At 69.6% G+C, this 14955-nt stretch carries 15 protein-coding genes; 6 read left to right on the top strand and 9 right to left on the bottom strand.

What is annotated here, in order from left to right; genetic code table 11:
- Positions 1 to 131: 131 nt before the first annotated feature.
- A complete protein-coding gene (locus tag AC07NG_RS07505) occupies positions 132 to 272 on the top strand; it encodes a hypothetical protein (protein ID WP_487289944.1) in 141 nt (46 codons plus the stop codon).
- 316 nt (positions 273 to 588) lie between these two features.
- Here AC07NG_RS07505 and AC07NG_RS07500 read toward each other — a convergent pair whose 3' ends face one another.
- The 4 genes from AC07NG_RS07500 to rsfS all read right to left on the bottom strand — a co-directional run bounded on the left by AC07NG_RS07500 (position 589) and on the right by rsfS (position 4339).
- Positions 589 to 1989 carry a S41 family peptidase gene (locus AC07NG_RS07500; protein ID WP_494593048.1) on the bottom strand — a complete coding sequence of 467 codons (1401 nt, stop codon included), beginning with the start codon at positions 1987 to 1989 and terminating at the stop codon, positions 589 to 591.
- A gap of 112 nt (positions 1990 to 2101) precedes the next feature.
- Positions 2102 to 3145 (bottom strand): murein hydrolase activator EnvC family protein, encoded by a 1044-nt coding sequence (locus AC07NG_RS07495; protein WP_487289940.1) that lies wholly within the window; start codon positions 3143 to 3145, stop codon positions 2102 to 2104.
- Positions 3146 to 3369: 224 nt separating this feature from the next.
- Complete coding sequence (gene rlmH / locus AC07NG_RS07490; RefSeq protein WP_494593046.1) at positions 3370 to 3834, bottom strand: 23S rRNA (pseudouridine(1915)-N(3))-methyltransferase RlmH; 465 nt, start codon at positions 3832 to 3834, stop codon at positions 3370 to 3372.
- Positions 3835 to 3901: 67 nt separating this feature from the next.
- Positions 3902 to 4339, bottom strand: a complete 438-nt coding sequence (gene rsfS, locus AC07NG_RS07485; protein ID WP_199228392.1) for a ribosome silencing factor — start codon at positions 4337 to 4339, stop codon at positions 3902 to 3904.
- A gap of 124 nt (positions 4340 to 4463) precedes the next feature.
- On the opposite strand from rsfS, the gene AC07NG_RS07480 reads away from it, so the two are divergent.
- A complete protein-coding gene (locus AC07NG_RS07480) occupies positions 4464 to 5153 on the top strand; it encodes a hypothetical protein (protein ID WP_494593044.1) in 690 nt (229 codons plus the stop codon).
- A gap of 12 nt (positions 5154 to 5165) precedes the next feature.
- On the opposite strand, the gene AC07NG_RS07475 is transcribed toward AC07NG_RS07480, so the two are convergent.
- Both AC07NG_RS07475 and AC07NG_RS07470 read right to left on the bottom strand, forming a co-directional pair.
- On the bottom strand, positions 5166 to 5819 hold the full coding sequence (locus AC07NG_RS07475) for a nicotinate-nucleotide adenylyltransferase (protein ID WP_487289934.1): 654 nt from the start codon (positions 5817 to 5819) through the stop codon (positions 5166 to 5168).
- On the bottom strand, positions 5785 to 7059 hold the full coding sequence (locus AC07NG_RS07470; protein WP_494593042.1) for a glutamate-5-semialdehyde dehydrogenase: 1275 nt from the start codon (positions 7057 to 7059) through the stop codon (positions 5785 to 5787). The genes AC07NG_RS07475 and AC07NG_RS07470 overlap by 35 nt, the downstream gene beginning before the upstream one ends.
- 159 nt (positions 7060 to 7218) lie before the next feature.
- Between AC07NG_RS07470 and AC07NG_RS07465 the strand changes: the two genes are divergently transcribed.
- The 3 genes from AC07NG_RS07465 to AC07NG_RS07455 all read left to right on the top strand — a co-directional run bounded on the left by AC07NG_RS07465 (position 7219) and on the right by AC07NG_RS07455 (position 10243).
- On the top strand, positions 7219 to 9561 hold the full coding sequence (locus tag AC07NG_RS07465; protein WP_494593040.1) for a GH92 family glycosyl hydrolase: 2343 nt from the start codon (positions 7219 to 7221) through the stop codon (positions 9559 to 9561).
- 83 nt (positions 9562 to 9644) lie between these two features.
- On the top strand, positions 9645 to 10049 hold the full coding sequence (locus AC07NG_RS07460; protein WP_494593038.1) for a hypothetical protein: 405 nt from the start codon (positions 9645 to 9647) through the stop codon (positions 10047 to 10049).
- Positions 10046 to 10243: a helix-turn-helix transcriptional regulator gene (locus tag AC07NG_RS07455; RefSeq protein WP_110133292.1), complete on the top strand. Its 198-nt coding sequence runs from the start codon at positions 10046 to 10048 to the stop codon at positions 10241 to 10243. Before AC07NG_RS07460 ends, AC07NG_RS07455 begins: the two co-directional genes overlap by 4 nt.
- A 125-nt stretch (positions 10244 to 10368) precedes the next feature.
- Here the strand turns inward: AC07NG_RS07455 and proB are convergent, their stop codons facing one another.
- Positions 10369 to 11502 (bottom strand): glutamate 5-kinase, encoded by a 1134-nt coding sequence (gene proB / locus AC07NG_RS07450; RefSeq protein WP_494593036.1) that lies wholly within the window; start codon positions 11500 to 11502, stop codon positions 10369 to 10371.
- A complete protein-coding gene (obgE, locus tag AC07NG_RS07445; protein WP_494593034.1) occupies positions 11499 to 12560 on the bottom strand; it encodes a GTPase ObgE in 1062 nt (353 codons plus the stop codon). Before obgE ends, proB begins: the two co-directional genes overlap by 4 nt.
- A gap of 215 nt (positions 12561 to 12775) precedes the next feature.
- On the opposite strand from obgE, the gene AC07NG_RS07440 reads away from it, so the two are divergent.
- Positions 12776 to 13735, top strand: a complete 960-nt coding sequence (locus AC07NG_RS07440; protein ID WP_487289924.1) for a hypothetical protein — start codon at positions 12776 to 12778, stop codon at positions 13733 to 13735.
- A gap of 168 nt (positions 13736 to 13903) precedes the next feature.
- On the opposite strand, the gene AC07NG_RS07435 is transcribed toward AC07NG_RS07440, so the two are convergent.
- A complete protein-coding gene (locus tag AC07NG_RS07435) occupies positions 13904 to 14911 on the bottom strand; it encodes a glycoside hydrolase family 43 (protein WP_494593032.1) in 1008 nt (335 codons plus the stop codon).
- Positions 14912 to 14955 lie beyond the last annotated feature (44 nt).

The following is a 14955-nucleotide window of genomic DNA, read 5'->3' as shown; positions in this document are numbered from 1 at the left end:
TGGGCGCCGTTTTTTCCGGCGTGGACGGTGAAGGAATGACCGTCTGGCGGTGTGATCGCCCGTGACAGCTTTACGACGCTTTCCGCCGGCCGATCCTCGGGCGCAAGCTTCGGATCAGGAGGCCTCGTCCGATGAGCATGACCGAGATCGCCCGCTTCTCCACCACCGCGGCCCCCGAGGCCCGCGCCGTCTGCCTCGCCGCCGTGCTGCGGGCGGGGGCGGGACTGGCCCTGGGCCTGGCCGTGGTGCTGATCGCGGCGCTGGGGATGTAATAGCGCGGCTCCCTTCTCCCCTTGCGGGAGAAGGTGGCGGCGAAGCCGACGGATGAGGGGTCTCTCAGATGTGAGACGCCCCACCCGGCCTGACCGCCGCAAGCGGTGTTGAGATCTGAGAGACCCCTCACCCGACCTGCTTCGCAGGCCACCCTCTCCCGCAAGGGGAGAGGGGCCCGGGGTGTCCATGGGGGAAGGGGCGCGGCTGAGAACGCCCCCGACGGCCTTTGGCAGCCTCCGCCACGGGCAAGGACCCAAAGAAAAAGCCGCCCATCTTTCGACGGGCGGCTCTTCGTTCGAACGTTCTAAAACGTCCTTACTTCTTCTCGACCGGGGGCTTGCCGGGCGTGGCCGCCGCGGCGGCGGCCTTGGCGGTGACCTCGGCGATCTTCGGCTGCGGCTTGGGCAGCTTGACCACGGCTTCGACCGAGCCGGCCTTGAGCACGGCGACGGCGCGTTCCAGCTGGAAGTCGCCCTTCTTCTCGTCGAAACCGGCGGGGGGCGCCTCGGCCGGGGTGTGGATGCCCTTGCGGGCCTTGCCCTCGTCGGCGTTCAGCGCGTTCTTGAAGCTGGCCTCGCTGAACCACACGCGGTTGGCGATGTCCTGGGCCTGGTCCTTGGTCTGGGCCACTTCCAGGTCGGGCTCGATGCCGGTCTTCTGGATCGAGCGGCCCGACGGGGTGAAGTAGCGGGCCGTGGTCAGCTTCAGCGCGCCGTCGGCGCCGCCGCGCAGCGGGATCACGGTCTGGACCGAACCCTTGCCGAAGCTGGTGATGCCGACGAGTTCGGCGCGATGACGGTCCTGCAGGGCACCGGCGACGATTTCGGCGGCCGAGGCCGAGCCCTGGTTGATCAGCACCACCATCGGCATGCCGTTGAGGATGTCGCCCGGGGTGGCGTTCAGGCGCTGGATGTCGCGCGGATTGCGGCCGCGCTGGCTGACGATCTCGCCGCCCTGGAGGAACAGGTCGGCCACGCCGCGCGCCTGGTCGAGCAGGCCGCCCGGATTGTTGCGCAGGTCGAAGACCAGGCCCTTCATCTGCGGGTTCTTGGTCTTCAGGTCGGTGATGGCGGCCGACAGGGCGTCGGTGGACTTCTCGTTGAAGCCGGGCAGGCGCACATAGCCGTAGTCGCCTTCCATGCGGGCGATGGCGGCCTTGGGCTTGATGACCTCGCGCACCAGCTTGACGTCGAACGGGTCGGTCTTCTCGCGGGCGATGGTGATGGTCACCGTCTCGCCGGCCGGGCCGCGCATCTGCTTGACGGCCTCGTTGACCGTCAGGCCCAGCACCGACTGGCCGTTGACGGCCGTGATGTAGTCGCCGGCGTGGATCCCGGCGCGGTCGGCGGGCGTGCCGTCCATCGGCGAGATCACCTTGACCACGCCGTCCTCGCTGGTGACCTCGATGCCGAGGCCGCCGTATTCGCCGCGGGTGGTGTCCTGCATGTCCTCGAAGCTGTCGGGCGACAGGTAGCCCGAGTGCGGGTCGAGGCTGGTCAGCATGCCGTCGAGGGCCGCCTCGATCAGCTTCTTGTCGTCGACCTCGGTGACGTACTGGTCCTCGACCGTGGCGAGCACGTCGCCGAACAGTTCGAGCAGCTTGTAGGTCTTGGCCTTCTGCGAGGGGATGGTCGCTTGGGCGATGGGGCTGACATAGGCCATCGTCCCCGCGCCGAGGATGAAGGCCGAAACACCGATGAGCAGGTACTTGCGCATAAGGCCTGAAAGGCTCCCTTGCGGCGGTGACGCCGCGTTACTGGTCCGGCCGTGTCCATCCCCGACGCGGCCGTGCGTCATGATGAACGCCCATCATTGCTGAAAAAGACGTCTACCGCGACTCCTGCTTGAGCCAACGTCCCGGGTCGGCCGGAACGCCGTTCTCGCGCACTTCAAGATAGAGCTCCGGCTCCAAAGGTCCACGGTCCGTCATGCTGCCCAGCTCCGCGCCGGCTGCGACCGATTGTCCGGGGGCGACCTTTACGTCGGCCATGCCGGCCATGACCAGGTGATAGGCGCCCTGGGTGCGGACGATGACCACCATGTCCCAGCCGTTCAGCGGACCGGCGTATTCCACCGTGCCGGCCGCGGGGCTGCCGACGGCCTGGCCCTTGGCCGTGCGGATCGACAGGCCCTCGGACTTGCCGCCGACGGGCAGAGCCTCGCCGAAGCGGCGGATGACGTCGCCCGGGGCCGGGGCGCGCAGGGCCAGCGGGCCGGTGCTGGCGGTCGTCAGGCCATCGGTCAGGGCGCCCAGGGTGCGGCGCTCCTGGTCGGCGGCGATCGCGTCCTGGGCGTAGGCGCGCTCCAGCTCGGTCTTCTCGACGATCATCCGCTCCAGCTCGCCCCGGCGGTCGGCCACGGCGCTTTCGGCGGTGAACAGCTGCTCGGAGGCGGCGGCGGCTTCGCGGCGCAGGGCCCCGACGGCGCGGGCCTGGCGGGCGTAGGCGTCGGCCCGCGCCTGAAGCTCGGGCGTCATGGCGCGGATCAGGATCGCCGCCCGCACCGCGTCGCGGGCGTCGCCGGGATTGACCAGCAGGGCCGGCGGCGGATTGCGGCGGAAGAGCTGCAGGGCGCTGAGCAGCCGGGCCAGTTGCCCCCGGTCGCGGCCCATCTCGCCGATCAGCGCCGACTCCCGGCGGTGCAGGACCTCCAGTCGCTGGCGCTTGATGTCGACATCGGCGCCCGCAGAGACCTGCTGCTGGTTCAGTCGGGTCAGCTCGGCCCGCAGGTCCTCGATCTCGCGGCGGGTGTCGGCGGCCTGCTGCAGGTCGCGCGTGCGCTGGTCGCCGATCTGCTGCGCGACGACGGCCCCGGCTCCGGCGAGGAGCAGGGCGCAGGCACTGGCGGCGGCGATCGCGAGGCGGCGGGGCATTGCGTCCCTATCTGCCTGAGGGCGCGGCGGTTTCAAAGGTGGTTACACCTTCTACTCCCGTCATTCCCGCCCGTGTGGCGGGAACCCCTGGTTCCGCTCGCACGTGAAGTACAAGCGGCGTGCTGAGCACGCCGCCCCATTCGCCCTTGCGGCTGACAGAGGGTTTCCCGCCACAAGGGCGGGAATGACGGGAGGAAAAAAGGCGGTCGAGGTGACCGGCCGTCTCAATCCCGATGATACGGCGAGCCCGACAGGATGGTGACGGCGCGATAGATCTGTTCGGCCAGCATGGCGCGGGCCAGGGCGTGGGGCCAGGTCTGGGGGCCGAAGGCCAGGAGCTCGTTGGCCTGGCTGAGGATCGACGGGTCCAGGCCGTCGGCGCCGCCGATCAGGAACACGATCCTGCGCTGGCCGTCGTCGCGCAGCCGCTCCAGGCGCCCTGCGAAGGCGCGCGAGGTGTGGACCTTGCCGTGCTCGTCGCAGGCGACGACATAGGCGCCTTCGAGGTGGGGGCGCAGCACCTCGGCCTCGGCGGCCTTGCCCGGCTTGCGGGCCTCGACCTCGAGGATCTCGACCGGACCCAGCGCCAGGGCGCGGCCGGACGCGGTGGCGCGGGACGCGTAGTCCAGCGCCAGCTGCGCCTCGACCATGCGGCCGAGCTTCCCGACGGTGAGGATGGTGATCTTCATGGGGGAGAGGGCATGGCGAGGCCCCGCCCCGAGCGCTGCTCAGGGGCGAGGCCCGCCTTGCGAGAGATCAGTTCGAAGCCGCCGGCATCCGGTGCGGGGCGTCGACGGCCCAGATCTTCTCGATGTTGTAGAAGCTGCGCACTTCGGGGCGGAACAGGTGGACGACGACGTCGCCGGCGTCGATCAGCACCCAGTCGCAGTGCGGCAGGCCTTCGACCCGGGCCTTGCCCAGGCCGTGGTCCTTCAGCGCGCGCAGCACGTGATCGGCCAGCGCGCCGACGTGACGGTGCGAGCGGCCGGAAGCCACGATCAGGCTGTCGGCCACGGAGCTCTTGTCCGTGAGGTCGATGTGGACGATGTCCTGGGCCTTGTCGTCGTCGAGGCGCGAGAGGATCAGCGTCTCGAGCGCCTTGATGTTCAGGTCCGTACTGAGCGTCGGATTTTCAGTCGAGGATTCGGCTCCAGCCGGTCCCTCGTGCGCCGTCGGCGCGGGGTCGCTACGCAGCGGAATGCTCCTTATTGGCTTCGCGCAAAGCCTCCCTTAGCACGGAAAGACTCGAAACGTGAGGGGGATCGTGGTCGCAGGGCGGCGGCGGGCTATATTACGGCGGTTCGGGGAGGGGTGAATCGTGCGTGGAGGCGGGTTTTCGAGCTGGGCGGCGGGGCTGCTGCTGATCGCGTCGTCGCCGGTCGCGGCCCTGGCGGGCGAGAACGGACTGACGCTGAAAGAGGTCGGCGATCTGCCGTCGGCCGAGCTTGTCGCCCGCGTGCTCGCCCAGGCCGTGGGCTCCGATCCTTCCGTCCATATCGAGGACGGGACGCCCGAAGCCTATGCCCTGCGGAAGATCAACGTGCGGATGGCGCCGCGCCCGATCGCCGACCGCGTGTGCCGCCAGCAGACCCTGACGATCCTTTTCGAGCCCGTGGCCGCCGATGGGGCCGTCCGTCGCGTCGATCCGCCCAGCGTCGCCGACCGGCTGTCGGTGGCCGACGACTATCTGCTCGTCGCCCCGGGCGGTCGCGACTGCGCGGGGGCCGGCTGGCCGCCGTTCAAGGCGTCGTCCGACGCGGTGGCGAGCCTCGGCGTGAAGCGGCTGGCGGATCTGCTGGCCGCGCCCGGCCGCTGGCGGTTCAGCTGCGCGCATCCCGGCTGCGATCTCGCCCAAGTGCGGCTGGAGGACCTGAGAAGCGTCCATGGCTCGGAAGGCGGTTCGCTGACGCTGAACGGCGAGATGGCCGGACGGACGGGATGGACGCTTTCGATCGCGTCCGACGGCGACGTCGCCACCCTGTGGACAGGGCCGATCGCGCCGCACTAGGCGCGATCCAGCCTAGCCCTTGGGCGGCCGCGCCCTAAGCGCCGTCGACGAGGCGAAGTTCAGCGGGCCGGTCAGGTAGACCCAGGCCGGCGTGTCGGCGTCGGCCAGGGTGGACGCGGCGCTGGCCGGGCGGCGGGCGAAGGCGAAGCGGCGGGCGGCCGGCGAGGTGCGGGCCTTCAGCGCCGCCCACGGCCGCGAGACCACGGCCACGGGGACCGAGCGCATGATCTGGGTCCAGCCACGCCAGCGGTGGAAGGTGGCCAGGCTGTCGGCGCCCATCACCCAGACGAACTTCACGCCAGGATAGCGGGCCTTCAGCACCCGCAGGGTGTCGATCGTATACTGCGAGCCCAGGCGCGTCTCGGCGTCGGAGACGATCATGCCCGAGCCGCGCGCCCACTTGCGGGCCTGGGCCATGCGTTCGGGTAGGGGCCGGGTCTCGTGCGAGGACTTCAGCGGGTTCTGCGGCGAGACGAGCCAGATCACCCGGTCCAGGCCCAGGCGATGCATGGCGGTCTCGGCCACGTGGGCGTGGCCCTCGTGCGCCGGGTTGAAGCTGCCGCCGAACAGCCCGACGCGCATCCCGGCCTCCAGGTGGAAGCCGAGGCGCTGGGCGCTGGGACGACCGGCCTCAGGGACGAGTCTGGCCGGTCCCGCGAACCACATACTTGAACGTCGTCAGTTGCTCGGCCCCAACCGGGCCGCGGGCGTGAAGCTTGTCGGTGGCGATGCCGATCTCGGCCCCGAAGCCGAACTCGCCGCCGTCGGCGAACTGGGTCGAGGCGTTGACCAGCACGATGGCGCTGTCGACCTTGGCGACGAAGGCCTCGGCGGCGTTCGCGTCCTCGGTGACGATGGCGTCGGTGTGGCCCGAGCCGTAGGTGGCGATGTGCTCGGCCGCGCCCTCGACGCCGTCGACCACGGCCACGGCGATGATCGGGGCGAGGTATTCGGTGGTCCAGTCCTCGACCGAGGCGGCCTTGAGGTCGGGCTCGATGGCGCGCGAGGCGGCGTCGCCGCGGATCTCGCAGCCGGCCTTGATCAGCACGTCGGCGATCGGCGGCAGCAGCCTGGCGGCGGCCGCGCGGTCGATCAGCAGGGTCTCGGCCGAGCCGCACACCGAGACGCGGCGCATCTTGGCGTTCAGCACGATGTCGGCGGCCTTCTTGAGGTCGGCGGCGGCGTGCACGAAGACGTGGTTGAGGCCTTCCAGGTGGCCCAGCACCGGGGCGCGGGCCTCGGTCTGGACGCGGGCGACCAGGCTCTTGCCGCCGCGCGGGATGATCAGGTCGATCGACCGGTCCAGGCCCGACAGGATGGCGCCGACGGCGGCGCGGTCGGTGGTCCGCACCATCTGCACGACCTGGGCCGGCAGGCCGGCGGCCTCCAGCCCCTTCAGCACCGCGCCGTGGATGGCGAGGTTGGATTCGAAGCACTCCGAGCCGCCGCGCAGGATCACGGCGTTGCCCGAGCGCAGGGTCAGGGCCGCGGCGTCGGCCGTCACGTTGGGACGGCTCTCGTAGATCATGGCGATGACGCCGATCGGCGTGCGCACCCGGGCGATGTCCAGGCCGTTCGGCCGCGTCCAGCGCGAGGTTTCCACGCCCAGGGGGTCGGGGATGGCGGCCACGGCCTCGACGCCGGCGGCCACGCCTTCGAGGCGGGCCTCGTTCAGCATCAGCCGCTCGATCATCGGCGCGGTCAGGCCGTTCTTGCCGGCCTTCTCCAGATCGCGGGCGTTGGCGGCCAGGATGGCGGGGGCGTCGGCGCGGATGGCGGCGGCGATGGCGGTCAGGGCGGCGGTGCGCTGGGCTGGCGTGGCGAGGCGCAGCGCGCGCGCGCCCTCGCGAGCCGCCTGGCCCATCGCTCTCATCGTCGCCTGCAGGCCACCGGCCGCGTCGTCCATGGCTCGTCCGTCCCCGGATATGCTCAGAGTGAGCCTTACCTAGGCGCTTTGGGCCTCGGGGGGAATGGCCAAACGCTGGATTTGCCCTCAGCGCAGCTGGAAGCGGCGTGACGGCGCGCGCGTCCTGCGGCTAGGGTCGGCCTCCCGAGGAGGAAGATCATGCGTCCTGGACTGGTGCTCGCCGCGCTGGCGGCCCTTTGCGCGGCCCCCGCGCTTGCGCAGGCTCCAGTGAAGACGCCCTACAAGGCCGTCGATCCGTTCATCGGCACGGACGGGGAGGGGCACACCTTCCCAGGGGCGGTAGCGCCGTTCGGCATGGTGCAGCTGTCGCCCGACACCGACGTCCTGCCGTTCAAGCAGAGCTACGCCCGCGCCGCCGGCTATCGGCGCTCGGACCCGACCATCCTTGGCTTTTCGCACACCCACTTCTCCGGCAGCGGCCATTCGGACCTCGGCGACATCCTGCTGGCTCCGGTCAGCGGCGAGGCCAGGCTGGAGCCCGGCGACCCGAAGGTCCCAGGCTCGGGCTACCGCTCGCGCTTCACCCACGACGGCGAGGTCGCCCAGCCCGGCTACTACGCCGTCACCCTGACCGACAGCCGGGTGCGAGCCGAGCTGACCGCCGGAACGCGCACCGGCCTGCACCGCTACACGTTCGAGAAGGGCGCGCGGGCCCAGGTGCTGCTCGACCTGCGAAGCTCGATCTACAACTATCCGGGCAAGGTCTCCTGGTCGCGGATCCGGGTGCGTGACGACGGCACGGTCACCGGCATGCGCGAGACGCGCGGCTGGGCGCCGGGCCGGCAGCTCTATTTCGCCATCCGCTTCAGCCGGCCGATGGTCGGCCGCAGCCTGACCAGCACCGAGACCGACGTTCCCTACAAGGGCTTCAAGCAGCCCGGCCGTAGCGGCGACGACCGCGCCCAGCTCGAAGGCCGCGCCCTGGTCGGCGTCTTCGACTTCGGCCAGATCGACGGGCCGCTGGTGGCCAAGGTGGCGATCTCGACCGTCGACGAGGCCGGGGCCCTGGCCAATCTCGACAGCGACGAGAAGGGCTTCGATTTCGACGGTCTGCGGGCGCGCACCCGGGCCGACTGGGAGAAGGCGCTGGGCGCGCTCGATATCGCGGCGCCGGCGCCGATGCGGACCAATGTCTACACCGCCCTCTATCACGCCCTGATCGCGCCGAGCGTTTCCGGCGACGTCGACGGCCGCTGGCGCGGGCCCGACAATGCGGTGCATCAGGCGCCCCTCTCCGGAAAGGGGGCCTTTACGTACCACTCGACCTTTTCGCTGTGGGACACCTTCCGCGCCGAGCACCCGCTGCTGACCCTGGTGCAGCCGGAACGGCGCAACGCCGACTTCGTCAATTCGCTGGTCGCCTCGCAGAAGGTCAGCCCCTACGGCATCCTGCCGGTCTGGGCGTTCCACGGCCAGGAGACCTGGACGATGATCGGCTATCACGCCGTGCCGGTGATCGCCGACGCCTGGATGAAGGGGATCCGCGGCATCGACGCCGACGCGGCGCTGGACGCCATGGTCAAGAGCGCGACCTACGGCCCCTATGGCGGGCTCTCCGACTACATGACCCTGGGCTACGTGCCGATCGATCGCGAGCCGGAGGCGGCGTCGAAGACCGTCGAATACGCCTTCGACGACTGGACCATCGCTCGCATGGCCAAGGCGCTGGGCAGGGCCGACGTCGCGGCGACCTTCGAGAAGCGCTCGCTGAACTGGCGCAACAGCTTCGACGCCAAGACCGGCTTCCTGCGCGCCCGAAAGAGCGACGGGGCCTTCCGCGAGCCCTTCGACCCGACGGCGATCAACTACGGCTCCGACTACACCGAGGGCAACGCCTGGCAGTATTCGTGGTTCGCGCCGCACGACCTGGGCGGCCTCGTCTCCACGATGGGCGGCGACGCGGCGGTCGTGAAGAAGCTCGACGCCATGTTCGAGTACGACAACTCCAAGCTGGACTACTCGCACGCCGAGGACATCGCCGGCCTGATCGGCCAGTACATCCACGGCAACGAGCCCAGCCACCACGTGGCCTACATGTACGCCTATGCCGGCGCGCCGTGGCGCACCCAGGCCCGGCTGAAAGAGATCGTCGAGAGCCAGTACAGGCCGACGCCCGAGGGGCTGTCGGGCAATGACGACCTGGGCCAGATGTCGGCCTGGCTGGTGTTCACGGCGCTGGGCTTCTACCCCGTCGCCCCGGGCTCGAACGAATATGTCATCGGCCGGCCGTTCGTGGAGCGGGCGGTGCTGACCCTCGACGGCGGCAAGCGCTTCACGGTGCGCGCCGAAGGGCTGTCGGACGCCCATCCCTACGTCGCCAGGGTCACGCTGAACGGCAAGCCGCTGGACCGTGTCTTCCTGCGCGACGCCGAGATCCGGGCCGGCGGCGAACTGGTCTTCACCATGGGCGCGACGGCGAACAAGACGTGGGGCTCCAAGGCCGACGCGCGGCCGTATTCGCTGACGCCCTATCCGAAGTGATGTCGTGTTTTCCTGACATGATGTCAGGTTGACATGACATTTTCGCCATGTCAGGTTTGCCTTACATCAACGGGAGGCGAGCCATGCTGGCCATCGGCAAATTCCAGACCTCGGCGCACAAGCGCTACGCGATCCGCACCTGGGCCTTCATGGCTCCGTACGTGCTGGTCAATGTCGGGGCGATCTTCGGCGCCTTCGACGACATCAAGACCCCGGTCGCGGCCTGGGCCCTGGCCCTGGTGGTCTCGGCGCCGGTGGTCGGCCAGATCTGGGCGACCCTGGCGATGATGGCCGAGTCCGACGAGTTCGTGCGCGCCCTGGTGGCCAGGCAGTTCATCGTCTCGGCCGGGGTGGCCATGGCCCTGTTCTCGGTCTGGGGCTTCGGCGAGAGCTACGCCCACGCCCCGCACGTGCCGGGCTGGCTGATCTATCCGCTGTTCTGGGCGGTGTTCGGCGTCGTCTCGCCGTTCATCCGGAGCACGCGATGAAGAACCGCCTGAAGCTGCTGCGCGTCGAGCGCGGCTGGACCCAGGAGCAGCTGGGCCAGGTGCTGAACGTCTCGCGCCAGGCGGTCAACGCCCTGGAGACCGAGAAGCACGACCCTTCGCTCGATCTCGCCTACCGCATCGCCGCCGTGTTCGAGCGACCGATCGAAGAGATCTTCGAGAACCCGCATCGGTAAGACGTCTCCCTTCCCCCTTGATGGGGGAAGGGCCGGGGATGGGGGTGATGCGGCGGCTCAGCCGGCAAGGCTGCTGTCACCCCCACCCAACCCTCCCCCATCAAGGGGGAGGGCTAAGCTGATGATCAGCCGCCCACCGCCAGGTCGTCCGCGTGGATCATCGGGCCTTCGGTGAAGCCCAGCTCCGCCTCGATGGCGTCGCTGCGCAGGCCGGCGATCTTGTGGGCGTCGGCGCTGTCGTAGCGGACGAGGCCCCGGGCGACTTCCTGGCCGGTCTCGTCGCGGACGCGCACGGCGTCGCCCTTGTCGAACGGACCTTCTACAGCGCGCACCCCGGCGGCCAGCAGGCTCTTGCCTTTCTGGAGGGCGGCGGCGGCGCCGGCGTCGATCGTCACCCAGCCCTGGGGGGCCAGCGAGCCGGCGATCCAGGCCTTGTAGGCGGCGGCGGGCGAGGCTCCGGCCTCGATCAGGGTGGCGGGCGCGCCTTCCTCGATGGCGGCCAGCGGGCGCGGGCGCGAGCCCAGGGTGATCAGGGTGGCGCAGCCGGCGGCCCGGGCGATGCGGGCGGCGGCGATCTTGGTGGCCATGCCGCCGGTGCCGACCCCGGCCGAGGCGTTGGCGCCCTCGGCCATGCCGGCGATCTGCGGGGTGATCTCGCTGACGCGGGCGATGTGGGTGGCGGTCGGGTCGCGGCGCGGATCGGCCGTGTAGAGCCCGTCGATGTCGGACAGCAGCACCAAGAGGTCGGCGCCGGCCAGTTGGGCGACGCGCGCGGCCAGCCGGTCGTTGTCGCCGTAGCGGATCTCCTCGGTGGCCACCGTGTCGTTCTCGTTGACCACGGGAACCACGCCCAGCGACAGCAGGGTCTCGACCGTGGCGCGGGCGTTCAGCCAGCGGCGGCGGATCTCGGTGTCGTCGCGGGTCATCAGGATCTGGGCGACGCCGACGCCGTGCGGCTCGAACGCCTCCTCCCAGGCCCGCATCAGCAGGCTCTGGCCGGCGGCGGCGGCGGCCTGCTTTTCCGGCAGGGTGGTCTTGCGGCCCGAGAGGCCCAGGCGACGTCTTCCCAAGGCACCAGCGCCGGACGAGACCACGACCACCTGCTTGCCGGCCGCGCGCAGGGCCGCGGCGTCGGCGCAGAAGGCCTCCAGCCAGCCCTTGTTGGCCGCGCCGGTGGCGGCGTCGACCAGCAGGGCCGAGCCGACCTTGAACACGATCCGCCGGGCCTGGCCCAGCGGTCCCCCGACCCCCAGGTTCACGGCCGCCAGCCCCCCGGCGTCTCCTCGATCGGCCCTTCGTCCTCGTCGTCGGGAATGACCTCGCCGCGGCGCTCGCGCACCTGGCGGTAGGCGGCGCGCAGCAGTTCGGTCACGCCCTGGCCCGAGACGCCCGAGACCAGCATCGGCCGGACGCCGGCCGCCTCTTCAAGCTCGGCGATCTTCTCGGCGAGGGTCTCCTCGTCGAGGGCGTCGATCTTGTTCAGCGCCAGGATCTCGGACTTGTCGGCCAGTTCGTCGCCATAGGCTTCGAGTTCGCCGCGGATGGTGGTCCAGGCGGCGACGATGTCGTCCTGGGTGGCGTCCACTAGGTGGATCAGGGTGGCCGAGCGCTCGACGTGGCCCAGGAACCGGGTGCCCAGGCCCGCGCCTTCCGACGCGCCTTCGATCAGGCCGGGGATGTCGGCCAGGACGAAGCGCTCGCTGGTCGACAGGTCGACCATCCCGAGGTTGGGGGTCAGGGTGGTGAAGGGATAGTCGGCGATCTTCGGCTTGGCGGCGCTGGCGGCCGCCAGGAAGGTCGACTTGCCGGCGTTGGGCAGGCCCACCAGGCCGACGTCGGCGATCAGCTTCAGCCGCAGCCACAGCCAGCGCTCCTCGCCTTCCTGGCCGGGGTTGGCCCAGGTGGGGGCCTGGTTGACCGGGCCCTTGAAGTGCAGGTTTCCCCAGCCGCCGTTGCCGCCCTTGGCCAGCTGCACGCGCATGCCCGCCGTGTCGAGGTCGACGATCAGGGTTTCCTTGTCCTCTTCCAGCACCTCGGTGCCGACCGGAACCTTCAGCAGGATGTCGTCGCCGGCCGCGCCATGGCGCTGGCGGCCCATGCCGTGCACGCCGGTGCCGGCCTTGAAGTGCTGCTGATAGCGGTAGTCGATCAGGGTGTTCAGGCCTTCGACGGCCTCGATCCAGATGTCGCCGCCGCGACCGCCGTCCCCGCCGTCGGGGCCGCCGTATTCGATGTACTTCTCGCGTCGGAAAGACACCGACCCGCCGCCGCCGTTTCCGGAGCGGATGAAGATCTTGCATTGATCCAGGAATTTCATGGGCGTCTTTTGTCTCAACACGGGTTTCGCGTCGAGTAAAATGGACTTGGCGCAACCTCGAGAAAGTGCGTTCGGACGCTTCCCGTGTCGGGATTGCGACAAACAAACGCTGCCTTGAACGCTGTTCGGTATCGTGACGAAATGTTAAACGTACGGGTGCGACAAACGGTCCCGGGGCGAAAATTCTCTATTTCTCGTGGAGGGGGAGGCTGACGTTGTCGACGGATGCGAACGTCAGAGGCGAACTGGATCAGGACCTCAAGGACCTGACTCTGCAGACGCTTTGCCGGAAATACGCCGGCGAGGCCTCGATCCATCGCAACATCCTGATGAGCCGCGGCACCGGCGTGACCGGCACCTGGCGCGACTTCCGCGCCTTCCTCGGCGACATCGGCACCCGGCCGTCCGAAAACCATGTCCTGGTCCTGATCAACCGGCTCGAGCGCACCTACGGCCCCGGTCGCGCCCGCTGGATGACGCCGGAAGAGCAGGCCGCGCACGAGGCCGATTTCGATCGCCTCCAGGCCGAGAAGAAGCGCGAGGCCCAGAAGATCGAGCACGAGGCCGCCGCCATCCGCCGCGCCAAGGCTCCCAACGCCCCCAATTTCGGCCAGTTCACCCCGATGGGCGGCCAGCAGGTCAGCTTCACCGACGTCGCCAAGAAGCTGAACATCCCGGTCGCGGCCCTGTCCAAGACCATGGCCGGCGGCCGCAGCGCCGACGAACTGGTCAAGCGCGCCGCCAGCGCCGCCGAGGTGATCAACCAGGAAGCCACCTGGCTGCCGCCGGATCCGACCCGCAAGGCCAACTTCTTCGAGGCCTTCCGCATCTGGCACATGCAGGTGCAGCCGCAGTTCAGCCGCGCGGCCACCCCGACCTTCCTTTTCCTCTACATCGCCCTGCCGGTGATGAAGGAATGCCGCGACGAGCTGGTCGATCTCGACCTCTGGAACCCGCTCGGCCAGCGCGCCATGAACGCTCGTGACAGCCACATCTCGTGGAAGAAGTACTGCGAGTTCATGCCCCGGGCGCAGGTGGCGATGATGGAAATCCCGATCTACGCCACCTATTCGCTGCTGAGCGACCTCGACGCCCTGTGCGAGCGGATCGTCACGGCCGAAAAGCGCTTCCGCGAAGGCCCGCAGAAGGTGATCCACACCCACCGGGCGGCCTGACCTGGTCCTTCTCCCCTTGCGGGAGAAGGTGTCGGCGAAGCCGACGGATGAGGGGTCTCTCAAACGTCAGACGCCGCGAAAGCTGATCGGCTTTCGCGGCGTTTCTGTTCGTGCAACCCCTCACCCGACCTCCTTCGGAGGCCACCCTCTCCCGCAAGGGGAGAGGGATCATTTGGGCCCCTTCAGCCCCTTGCTCACCACAGCCTCGCGGTCCACGGCCAGCCAGCCGTCCACCACCTTCAGCTCGCCCAGCTGGATCACCGTGCGCTGGTTCCAGACCGGGTCGGTCTTGGCCTCGTCTTCCTTGCCCTGGCCGACGAAGTAGTAGAGTAGCGCCCGGCCGTCGTTGACGACCACGTCGGGGTGGTGGCCCAGGTCGCGGTCGGTGGGCGCCGCGCCCGGCTTGTCGAGGATGAAGCCCGGCTGGCGCTCCCAGGTCACGGCGTCCTTGGACCGCAGCACGGCCAGGCCCCTCCAGGCGTCGGCGATCATCCACCACCAGCCTTCGAAGAAGAACACCTTGGGGCCCTCGCCGGCGAAATCGGCGACGAAGGTCGGCTGGCGGGTCCAGGTTTTCAGGTCCGGGCTGTCGGCGAAGAAGATGCGGCTGTTCTTGCGCTCGTCCTTGAACCACATGCGATAGCCGCCCTGCGGCGCCTTGATGACGCCGGCGTCGATCACCCGGTCCGAGCCGAGGTCGAGGGTGTCGGCGCAGGTCCAGGCCTTGAGGTCGGTCGAGGTCAGGTGGACGATCTTCGCGCCGGCCTCCGGCAGGTTCCAGCGGTGGAAGATCCCCGGCACCACGGTCAGGAACATGTGGTGGACGCCGTTCTCGGTGAAGATCTCCGGCGCCCACAGGGTCTCGCCGGTGCAGGCGGTCGGGATGTTGGCCGTGCCGGCGTAGCTCCAGGAGAGGCCGTCCTTGGAGGTCGCCACGCCGATGGCGGTGGCGTGCAGCCAGGCCACGTCCTTGGGGTCGTCCAGCTTCAGCGTCGCGCGGCGGTTGGTGTAGAACATCCGCCAAAGCTTGTCCGATTTGTCCCAGGCGATGGCGACGTCGGCCGCGCCGTCGAATACCGGGTCGCGATAGAGGGGCTTCTTGGCCTCGGCGAAAGCAGCGGCGGGCGCCGTAAGGGCCAGGGCGAGCGCCAGACCGGACAGAACGCGACGATGCATGATGCCTCCCATATTATGGGTATGCATTCTATATCATGCGGCGT

It is taken from the genome of Caulobacter sp. GW821-FHT10C03 (genome assembly GCF_059415485.1).
The sequence above is the reverse complement of the archived record's forward strand: the minus strand, read 5'-3'. Positions and strand labels throughout refer to the sequence as shown.

Excerpts from the sequence above, each read along its gene's own strand:
- obgE (WP_494593034.1), bottom strand. The coding sequence starts at position 12,560 with ATGAAATTCCTGGATCAATGCAAGATCTTCATCCGCTCCGGAAACGGC.
- AC07NG_RS07505 (WP_487289944.1), top strand. The coding sequence starts at position 132 with ATGAGCATGACCGAGATCGCCCGCTTCTCCACCACCGCGGCCCCCGAG.
- AC07NG_RS07495 (WP_487289940.1), bottom strand. The coding sequence starts at position 3,145 with ATGCCCCGCCGCCTCGCGATCGCCGCCGCCAGTGCCTGCGCCCTGCTC.
- AC07NG_RS07470 (WP_494593042.1), bottom strand. The coding sequence starts at position 7,059 with ATGGACGACGCGGCCGGTGGCCTGCAGGCGACGATGAGAGCGATGGGC.
- AC07NG_RS07465 (WP_494593040.1), top strand. The coding sequence starts at position 7,219 with ATGCGTCCTGGACTGGTGCTCGCCGCGCTGGCGGCCCTTTGCGCGGCC.
- AC07NG_RS07460 (WP_494593038.1), top strand. The coding sequence starts at position 9,645 with ATGCTGGCCATCGGCAAATTCCAGACCTCGGCGCACAAGCGCTACGCG.
- AC07NG_RS07500 (WP_494593048.1), bottom strand. The coding sequence starts at position 1,989 with ATGCGCAAGTACCTGCTCATCGGTGTTTCGGCCTTCATCCTCGGCGCG.
- AC07NG_RS07435 (WP_494593032.1), bottom strand. The coding sequence starts at position 14,911 with ATGCATCGTCGCGTTCTGTCCGGTCTGGCGCTCGCCCTGGCCCTTACG.
- AC07NG_RS07475 (WP_487289934.1), bottom strand. The coding sequence starts at position 5,819 with ATGTGGTTCGCGGGACCGGCCAGACTCGTCCCTGAGGCCGGTCGTCCC.
- rlmH (WP_494593046.1), bottom strand. The coding sequence starts at position 3,834 with ATGAAGATCACCATCCTCACCGTCGGGAAGCTCGGCCGCATGGTCGAG.
- AC07NG_RS07455 (WP_110133292.1), top strand. The coding sequence starts at position 10,046 with ATGAAGAACCGCCTGAAGCTGCTGCGCGTCGAGCGCGGCTGGACCCAG.